Annotated in this window: 8 protein-coding genes and 1 pseudogene; 4 read left to right on the top strand and 5 right to left on the bottom strand. The window is 72.3% G+C overall.

The features are described from left to right. From VE172_RS00835 to VE172_RS00825, 3 genes are all read right to left on the bottom strand, one after another. Window positions 1–1,927 (bottom strand): ABC transporter permease (locus tag VE172_RS00835; RefSeq protein ID WP_324795795.1); only part of this gene is annotated, 1,927 nt, incomplete at its 3' end. Further along, entirely contained in the window at window positions 1,924–2,673 is a 750-nt protein-coding gene (locus tag VE172_RS00830) for an ABC transporter ATP-binding protein (RefSeq protein ID WP_324795792.1), read from the bottom strand. The genes VE172_RS00830 and VE172_RS00835, both read right to left, overlap by 4 nt. Further along, entirely contained in the window at window positions 2,670–2,903 is a 234-nt protein-coding gene (locus VE172_RS00825) for a hypothetical protein (protein WP_324795789.1), read from the bottom strand. Before VE172_RS00825 ends, VE172_RS00830 begins: the two co-directional genes overlap by 4 nt. A 210-nt stretch (window positions 2,904–3,113) precedes the next feature. Here VE172_RS00825 and VE172_RS00820 point away from each other — a divergent pair, with 210 nt between their 5' ends. Then, entirely contained in the window at window positions 3,114–4,367 is a 1,254-nt protein-coding gene (locus VE172_RS00820) for a sensor histidine kinase (RefSeq protein ID WP_324795787.1), read from the top strand. Continuing rightward, window positions 4,355–5,011 (top strand): response regulator transcription factor, encoded by a 657-nt coding sequence (locus VE172_RS00815; RefSeq protein ID WP_324795785.1) that lies wholly within the window; start codon window positions 4,355–4,357, stop codon window positions 5,009–5,011. The genes VE172_RS00820 and VE172_RS00815 overlap by 13 nt, the downstream gene beginning before the upstream one ends. A gap of 177 nt (window positions 5,012–5,188) precedes the next feature. Here the strand turns inward: VE172_RS00815 and VE172_RS25625 are convergent. Next, window positions 5,189–5,542: pseudogene (locus VE172_RS25625) on the bottom strand (DUF2690 domain-containing protein); the annotation flags it as partial. A gap of 212 nt (window positions 5,543–5,754) precedes the next feature. Continuing rightward, complete coding sequence (locus VE172_RS00810; protein WP_324795783.1) at window positions 5,755–6,678, bottom strand: DUF6528 family protein; 924 nt, start codon at window positions 6,676–6,678, stop codon at window positions 5,755–5,757. 95 nt (window positions 6,679–6,773) lie between these two features. On the opposite strand from VE172_RS00810, the gene argC reads away from it, so the two are divergent. Continuing rightward, the gene (gene argC, locus VE172_RS00805; protein WP_349258209.1) at window positions 6,774–7,790 is read left to right on the top strand and encodes an N-acetyl-gamma-glutamyl-phosphate reductase; all 1,017 of its coding nucleotides are present in this window, start codon (window positions 6,774–6,776) and stop codon (window positions 7,788–7,790) included. Next, window positions 7,787–8,935: a bifunctional glutamate N-acetyltransferase/amino-acid acetyltransferase ArgJ gene (argJ, locus tag VE172_RS00800; protein ID WP_324795777.1), complete on the top strand. Its 1,149-nt coding sequence runs from the start codon at window positions 7,787–7,789 to the stop codon at window positions 8,933–8,935. Before argC ends, argJ begins: the two co-directional genes overlap by 4 nt. The last annotated feature ends 4 nt before the right edge of the window (window positions 8,936–8,939 follow it).

The following is an 8,939-nucleotide window of genomic DNA, read 5'->3' as shown; positions in this document are numbered from 1 at the left end:
CGAAGCCGCGACGATAGGTCGCCACGATGGTCGGCGACACCCTGGCGCCGTTGGCCAGGAAGAGATCCAGGTGATCGCCGACGCTCAGGTCCTCGGTCCACGCCGTGGCGGCGTCCACCGCGACGGTGTCGCCGCGAAGGCGGGACATGTCCCCGGAGGCGACGTCGGCGTCGATCACCGACGCGGCGCCCGAACCCAAGGCCAGCATGGGAACCGCGTCGGCGCGGCGCTTGCCGTCCTCGCGGTACGGCCACACCGCGCTGGTGGCGATCGTCGGCACCGCCGCCCTCACTCCGGTCAGCGCGCCGATCTGGCGGACGTCGTCGTCGGTGAGGCCGCCGAGCGCGGACGCGGAGACGCTGACGTCCACATGCGAGCCCTCGGCCAGGTCGTCGTCGGCGACCGCCCGAAGCGTGCTCTGGCTGAACACCTGGGTGATGGCGAAGCCCACCGCCAGCGCCAGAACCGTTATCGCCCCCGCCATCCGCAGCGCGTAGCCGTGGCTGTTGGCCACCGCCAGCCAGGTCGACGCCCGGCCGCTCGGCCGCATCCGCCGCTTCAGGCGCCCCGTCACCGCGCGCACAATGGACGGTGCGGCTAGGGCCAGGCCGATCATCGCGGGCAGGATTCCCGAGGCGACGCTGATGAACGCCGCCTCGCTGCGCGAGATCAGGGGCACCACCGTGCTGGCCAGCGCCAGGCCCATGAGGGCGAACCCGATGGTGACCCGCAGCGGCGCGGGATCGCGGGGCTCCACCCTGGACTCCGCGACCGCCTCGGTGGCGGCCATCCGCGAGGTGCGGCCCGCCGCCAGCCGCGCGGCCACCTGAACGACGCCGAGCAGCAGAACGGCGGCGGCCACGGCGGGCAGCGGGCCCAGGTGGGTGGGAAGGTTCGACGGCACCTCGCCCGTGGCGGCCAGGAGGTCGGCGAACCATTGCGCCAGTAGGTAACCCGCCGCGATGCCGATCGGCATCGCCGCGGCCGCGACCACGCCCGCCTGGGTGGCGATCAGTCGCCGCACCTGGCGCGGCGTGGCCCCGATGGCCCGCAGCAACGCCAGCTCGCGGCGCTGCCCCGCCACCGAAACCGACAGCGCGCCGGCCACGATGAACCCCACGATCAACACGATGGTTCCGCCCAGCGAACTGGCGATCGCGATGAGCGTCCCCCGCCCCGCGCCCGCCGCCAGCGACTCGATGTCGCCGCGCTCGGCTCCCGTGGTGACGACCAGGTGGGCGCCCGCCACGGCGGCGCGGATCCGCTCGGCCACGGCCGAGGGGTGCGCGGTGCGCACGGCGACGAGATCCACGGTTCCCTCGCCCGCGCCCGCATCCCGCTTCGCCAGGTGCCGCGCGGTGGTGTCGGCGAAGTAAAGCCCCGTGCCGGGCGCGTCCACAATGCCCGACACGCGGTACTTCCCGGCGACGCCGTTGACGGACAGCGTGACGTCGTCGCCGACGCGCGCCGTCGCCGCGGCGTCCGAGTCGAGCGCCACCTCGTCCTTCGCCGATGGTTGCCGCCCGTCGGCGAGGCTTCCGCCCAGCGCGGCCGCGCCCCAACCGTGCCCGGCGGTGTCCGCGTGGGCATCGCTCGAGGCCATGGACGCGGGGAACGACACGTCACCCACCGCGCGGTCGACGCCGGGCAGCTTCGCGATCTCGTCCACCAGTCCCGCGTCCACGGGCACCCGATCGGGCAGCGTGACGTCGACGTCGGCGTCCTGGACCACGTACTGGCCGCCCGACACCAGCACGTCGGCCGCGGCGAGGCGTTGCACGGGGGCGTGGGAGGCGACGCCCGTCTCGACCACCACCCCCGTGGCGGTGGCCATGGCCGCGCCGCCCGCGACCGCGCAGGCCACCGCGATCAGCCCGCCCCAACGGTCGCGCGCCATCGAAAGCGCGGGGCGCCACAGACGCGTCATGACTGCTCCAGTCTGGTCAGTCGGCTGGCGAGCTCCTGAGCGGTGGGCGACGTCAGCGACTCGGCGATCCGCCCGTCCGCCATGATCACCGTGCGGTGCGCGCGGGCCGCCGCCGCGGGATCGTGCGTCACCATCACCACGGTCTGCCCGAACACATCCACCAAGCGCCGCAACAGATCCAGCACCTCGGCGGCGGTGTGCAGGTCGAGCGCCCCCGTCGGCTCGTCGGCGAACACCACGTCGGGCCGCGACACCAGGGCCCGAGCCAGCGCCGCGCGCTGCTGCTGCCCGCCCGACAGCTCCGCGGGACGCCGCCCCAACAGGCCGTCCAACCCGATGTTGGACACCAAGGCGCCCAACCATTCCCGATCGGGCGCCGCCCCCGCCAACCGCAGCGGCAGGGTGATGTTGTCGGCGACCGTCAGCGATGGCACCAGGTTGTACGCCTGGAACACGAACCCGATCCGCTCCCGGCGCACCATGGTGCGCCGCGTCTCCTTCATGCCCGAGATCTCGAGATCACCAATGTGGACGGTTCCGCTGGTCGGGACGTCCAGCCCCGCCGCGCAGTGCAGCAGCGTGCTCTTTCCCGAGCCCGACGGCCCCACCACCGCCAGGAAGGCGCCCGCGGGGACCTCCAGGTCGACCGCCCGCAACGCCGCCGCCTCCTCGGACTGGCCCCGATACGCCTTGGTCACCCCGCTCAGCCGCACCGCCGTCGCCGTGCGCGTCTTGACGCCGTTCACGACCGCTTCCGCCTGACGTACCGCACGACCAGCACGATGATGAAGACCAGCCCGATGCCGCCGAAGACCGAACCGATCAGGTCGTAGCCCGCGACGGACGAGGCGGCGTTGAGCCCCGCGAAGATCGCCGCGAAGGTCCACAGCACCGCGGTGGCGGCGGAGCCGGGCTTGCGTTGCGGCGGCGCCGCCGTGTGAGGCGAGGAGTCGGACAGCTGATAGGGATCGGACATCGTGTACTCCAGGTGAGTCGATAGTGGATTTAACGTCGGCGTCGCCGCCACCGCGAACGTTACGAACTCCCACCCCCGCCGCCCATGCCGTCAGCTACCTTTCGCGGGTACAGCAGGCTGTACTTTCCCCCGCCACGCTGGCGTTTCGCCGAAGCCGCCGCGTACAGTCCAATGGTCCCGCCTCCCCGGCACCCGAAACGAGACCACGCCATGAGCCGCACCGCCCGCACTCGAGTCTGGACGGTGCTGCGCGATGCCCTGGTGGCCACCAAATGGCTCGCCGCGGGGCTCGGCACCGGCCTCGCCGCGCTGGCGGCGTGCGCCCTGGTGCTCGGGGTGGCCGCCCTCAGCCTGGTCGGCGTCGGGCTCCTCCTGATCCGCCCGGCGCTGCTGGCCGTGCGCGGCCTCGCCGACCTCGAGCGCCGCCGGCTGGCCCGCATCGGCCACGACACCCCCAGCCCCTACGCCGAGCTGCCCCACGCCCCGCTCGAGGTGCTGCGCGCGCTGCGCGACGACCCCGCCAACCGCCGCGACCTCGCCTGGCTCCCGCTCCACGGCCTCTACGGTTCGATCCTGGCGTCCCTGGCACTCCAGGCCCCCGTCAACATCCTGCGCGAGGGCTCGTTCCCGCTGTGGTGGACGGCCGTTCCGCCCGTGGAATCCAACGCCCTCAACGGTTTCGTCCACATCGGCTCCTGGACGGGTGCCTGGCTGGTCGCCGCCAGCGCTCCACTGTGGGCGGCCCTGTGGCTGTTCGTCGTCCCCAGGCTCGTCACCCCCCAAGCGCTGCCGGGCATCCGCCTGCTGCCGCCCCACCCCGACATCGACCTGTCCGAGCGCGTCGCCCGGCTCACCGCCACCCGCGCCGCCGCCCTCGACGCCCACGCCGTCGAGCTGCGCCGCATCGAACGCGCCCTGCACGACGGCGCCCAAAACCGCCTGGTCGGGGTGGCCGTCCTGGTCGGCGCCGCCCGCCAGGCCCTCCACCGCGACCCCGCCCAGGCCGACGCGATCCTGGAGCGCGTCCAGACCTCCGCCGAGGACGCCCTGGCCGAGCTGCGCACGGTGGCCCGCAGCATCCTTCCGCCCGTCCTGGAAAACCGCGGCCTCACCGGCGCCCTGTCCGCCCTCGCCGCCGACAGCCCCGTCCCGTGCCGCACCACGGTGGACGTCGCCCCGCGCTGCCCCGCCAGCGTCGAGTCCACCGCCTACTTCGCCGTCGCCGAGGCGCTCACCAACGCCGCCAAGCATTCCCGCGCCACCGCCATCGAGGTCACGGTCCGCCGCGCCGCCGACCGCCTCCGCGTCACCATCACCGACAACGGCCGCGGCGGCGCCGCCGAGACGGGCAGCGGCCTAGTCGGCATCCGCCGCCGCGTCGACGCCCACGACGGCACCACCACCATCACCAGCCCCACGGGCGGACCCACCACCATCGACCTGGAGTTGCCATGCGGATCGTGATCGCCGAGGACGACGCCCTGCTCCGCGAGGGCCTGGCCCTGGTGCTGCGCGGCGAGGGCTTCGACGTGGCCGCCGCGGTGGACGGACCCGAACCCTTCGCCGCCGCCGTCGACGAACATCGCCCCGATGTCGCCGTCGTCGACGTCCGCATGCCACCCACCCACACCGACGAGGGCATCCGCGCCGCCGTCGCCGCCCGCCGCGCCCACCCCGGCCTCGCCGTCCTGGTCCTGTCGGCCTATGTGGAGCAGAGCTTCGCCACCGACCTGCTGGCCGACGGCGCCAAGCGCGTCGGCTACCTCCTGAAGGAACGGGTCGGCCGCGTCGACACCTTCGTCGCGGCGCTGCGCCGCGTCGCCGGCGGCGGCACCGCCATCGACCCCGAGGTGGTGGCGCAGCTGTTCGCCCAGCGGCGCGCCGACGACCCGCTGGAGCGGCTCAGCCCCCGCGAACGCGAGGTCCTGGCGGTGATGGCCGAGGGCCTGGGCAACAACGCGATCGCCAAGCGTCTCTACATTTCGGACAACGCCGTCCACAAGCACATCCGCAGCATCTTCTCCAAACTGGACCTGACCCCCGACGACGAGACCGACCGCCGCGTGGCGGCGGTGCTGCGGTACCTGGAGGGGACGGCGACGACATAGGGGAGGGGCGGGCGGTCCCACCGACCGCCCGCCCCTGGGTGCGGAGAGTAAGAATGAAGTCGTGGTGGCCTCGGCCTCGCCGTTGCCGAAGGAGGGGTAGGGGTCGATGTTGCCGTAGGCGTGGGCATGGGTGCCCGCGTCGTCGACCATGTCGGTCCAGCAGACGGTGTCGGCGCCCTCGGGGCTGGAGCAGCGGAGGGTGACGCCGTCGGATTCGCGGGTGATGGCGGCGTAGCCGTCGTGGGCGTCGCCGGGGAGGTGGTCGAGGTCGTTGTGGAGGCGGGCCCAGGCGGTGTGGCAGACGTTGCTGTAGCGCAGTTCGACGGTGCCGAGGCGGTGGCCGCCGAAGGCGATGACCTCCGAGGCGACCGTGGTGGCGTCCTCATTGCACAGTGTGTGGATCGGGTTGACGCCGTTCCAGTCGCGCAGCTCGGCGGCCTGGGTGGGGCCGGTCGCCAGTAGCGGCAACAGGATCGCCCCCGTGGTGGAGGCGACGACGAGTCGGGCCGTCAGGCGCCAGCGGTGATGCATCGTGCCAACCTCCGTGTGTAGCGACGGTCCCCGTGACCGCACTGTGGAGCGTGTTGGCACCGATCTTGCAGGAACCGGATGGGGGAGAAGGGCGAGACGGGATTGTTGGTCGGCCGATAAGTGTCGGATAGTCGTCACAGTCGCTCATCGTGATGGTGGAGTGACGGAATGTCGGCGGGGCGTCCACCTTTCGGGGCGCCCCGCCGCGGGGGTCACTGGAAGGCGGTGGTGACGATGCGGGCCTTGTAGAACTGGGCGCCGGACAGCTTCTTGTCGCCGCCGTCAAAGTGGACGGTGGGACTGGCCCAGGGGCGGGGTTCGATGTTCTCGCCGTGGACCCACAGGGCCTCGCCCGAGGAGTGGCGCGTGAATGCCTTGATCAGGCTCTGCTTGCGCACCTGGGTGAGGGTGAGCTTGGTCTTGTCCAATTCGTACGATCCGTAGCTGTCGGTGACCAGAAGCTTGTTCTTGTCGGAGTAGTCGGGCTGCAGGTCGTGGCCGAGGCCGGCCAGGGTCACCTTCTTGCCGAGGTCCTTGAGGCGGGTGTCGCGGTAGCTGCCGGTGACCTGGTAGGCGCGCACCTGCTTGTCGGCCGAGGCCCACAGGATCTTCAGCGTCGGGTCCCACAGCACGCCGTGCGCACCGGCCAGGCTCACCTGCTGCACCCGGGCCAGGGTGCTGGGTTTGCTGATGGCGGTGGGGCCGTAGACATTGAGGTAACCGCCGGAGCTGGCGGTGATGATGACGCCGATGTCGGGGATGCGCTCGATGGCGTGCGGGTTGCCGCCGGGCGCGCCCGTCCACAGCACCTGCTTGTTGTCCTGGCGGATGATGCCGGCGTTGCCGCCGCTGGCCACGGCGATGGCCACGGTGCCGAAGGAGGCGGTGGCGCGGAACTTCACGTCGGAGAGGTTGGACCAGCCGCTGGAGCCGGAGTGCCAGCTCCATTTGATGGTGCTCTCGCTCCAGTTGTCGTTGCGGTTGAAGACGACGATCCGGGCACCGGCCTGGTCGGTGCCCGCGATCTGGTAGTCGGCGGCGCGGGCGGAATCGGCCATCGCGGAACCGGCGGCGATGGCGAGGGGTGTGGCGACGGCGCCAATGGCGGCGCCGCGCAGCAGCGTACGGCGATTCATGTCACTAAGCGAACCGGAGGTGACCATAGATCGGCCATATGCATTGTGATACGGTCAGTTGTATAGAAATTCAGTGAGGTATTGAGGTGAACCCAGTGGGATACCGGATCGCGGTGGCCGGGGCCAGCGGCTACGCGGGTGGAGAGGTGCTGCGGCTGTTGACCGCGCACCCGGACGTCGAGATCGCGGCGGTGACCGCGCACGGCAACGCCGGGCGCCAGGTGACCGACGTCCACCCGCACCTGCGATCCCTCGCCGGACGACCGTTCGCGCCCACCGAGCCCGAGGCGCTGGCCGACGCCGACCTGATCGTCCTGACCCTCCCGCATGGACAGTCCGCCGCGCTGGCGGCCCGGCTGCCGTCCGGGGCCAAGATCGTCGACCTGGGCGCCGACCACCGGCTGGTGGACGCCTCCGCCTGGGAGGCCTACTACGAGGGCCCGCACGCCGGGGCCTGGACCTACGGGCTGCCCGAGCTGCCCGGCCAGCGCGAGGTCATCGCGGCCTCGCGGCGGGTCGCGGCGACCGGCTGCTACGCGGTGGCGACCACGCTGGCGCTGGCGCCGATCCTGGACGCCGGCCTCGGCCAGCCCTCCGACATCGTGGTGGTGGCCGCGTCGGGAACCAGCGGGGCGGGGTCGTCCCCCAAGCCGCACCTGATGGCCAGCCGGGTCGCCGGCTCGCTCAGCCCCTACAAGGTGGGCGCGCACCAGCACGTCCCCGAGATCAAGCAGGCCACCCGGGCGACCTCGCTGTCGTTCACGCCGGTGCTGGCGCCGATGCCGCGCGGCATCCTGTCCACCGTGACGGTGCGTCCCGCGGTGCCCGGGCTGTCGTCCGACGAGGTGCACGCCGCCCTGGCCGCCGCCTACGAGGACGAGCCCTTCGTCCACGTGCTGGACGACGGCGACTGGCCCCACACGTCCGATACCTTGGGCTCCAACGCCTGTCACCTTCAGGCCACGATGGACTCCGACGCCGACCGGATCATCATCACCGCCGCCATCGACAACCTCGGCAAGGGCGCGGCCGGACAGGTCGTGCAGTGCGCCAACCTCATGCTCGGCCTCGACGAGACCGCCGGGCTGTCCACCGACGGGGTGGCGCCGTGACGGTGACCGGGCCCGAGGGCTTCACGGCGTCCGGCGTGGCCGCCGGGATCAAGGCCGACGCACTGGATCTGGCGCTCGTCGTCAACGAAGGTCCACAGTACACGGCCGCGGGGGTGTTCACCTCCAACCGGTTCCCGGCCGCGCCGGTCACCTGGTCCCGCCAGGTGCTGACCACGGGAACCGTCAGGGCCGTGGTGCTCAACTCCGGCGGCGCCAACGCCTGCACCGGGCCCGAGGGCTTCGCCGACACCCACGCCACCGCCGAGAAGGTCGCCGAGACCCTGGGGATCGGCGCCATCGACGTGGCGGTGTGCTCCACCGGGCTGATCGGGGAGCGGCTGCCGATGGACGCGGTCCTGTCGGGTGTGGACTCCGCCTCCGCCGTGCTGTCGGCCGACGGCGGGCCCGACGCGGCCCGGGCCATCATGACCACCGACACCAAACCCAAGAACGTCACCGTATCCGGCGACGGATACTCCATTGGGGGCATCGGCAAGGGCGCGGGCATGCTCGCCCCCGGCCTGGCCACCATGCTGTGCGTGTTCACCACCGACGCCCTGCTGGAGCCGTCCATCGCCTCCGCGGCGCTGCGCGCCGCCTGCGGCGTCACCTTCGACCGGCTGGACTCCGACGGCTCGATGTCCACCAACGACACCGTGCTGCTGCTGGCCTCGGGCGCCTCCGGCGTGATCCCCGACGTCAAGGCCTTCGGCGCCGAGCTGACCTCCGCGTGCCACGACCTGGCGCGGCAGCTGCTCGGCGACGCCGAGGGATCCACCAAGGACGTCGCGATCACGGTGCGGGGCGCCGCCAGCGTCGACGACGCGGTGACGGTCGGGCGCCGGATCGCCCGCGACAACCTGGTCAAGTGCGCGCTGTTCGGCGCCGACCCCAACTGGGGCCGCATCCTGGCGGCCGTCGGCACCACCGACGCCGCCTTCGAGCCCGACGCGGTGAACGTCGCCGTCAACGGCGTGTGGATCTGTAAGGGAGGCGCGGCCGCCGCCGACCGCTCCACCGTGGACCTGACGGGCCGGGCGGTTGACCTCACCGTGGACCTCAACGCGGGCGACGAGACCGCCACCATCTGGACCAACGACCTGTCCCACGCCTACGTGCACGAGAACTCGGCGTACTCCTCATGATCGA

This window comes from Stackebrandtia sp. (assembly GCF_035643755.1).
In the GTDB taxonomy this organism is placed as follows: Bacteria; Actinomycetota; Actinomycetes; order Mycobacteriales; family Micromonosporaceae; genus Stackebrandtia.
This window is presented reverse-complemented; position numbering and strand designations above follow the sequence as displayed.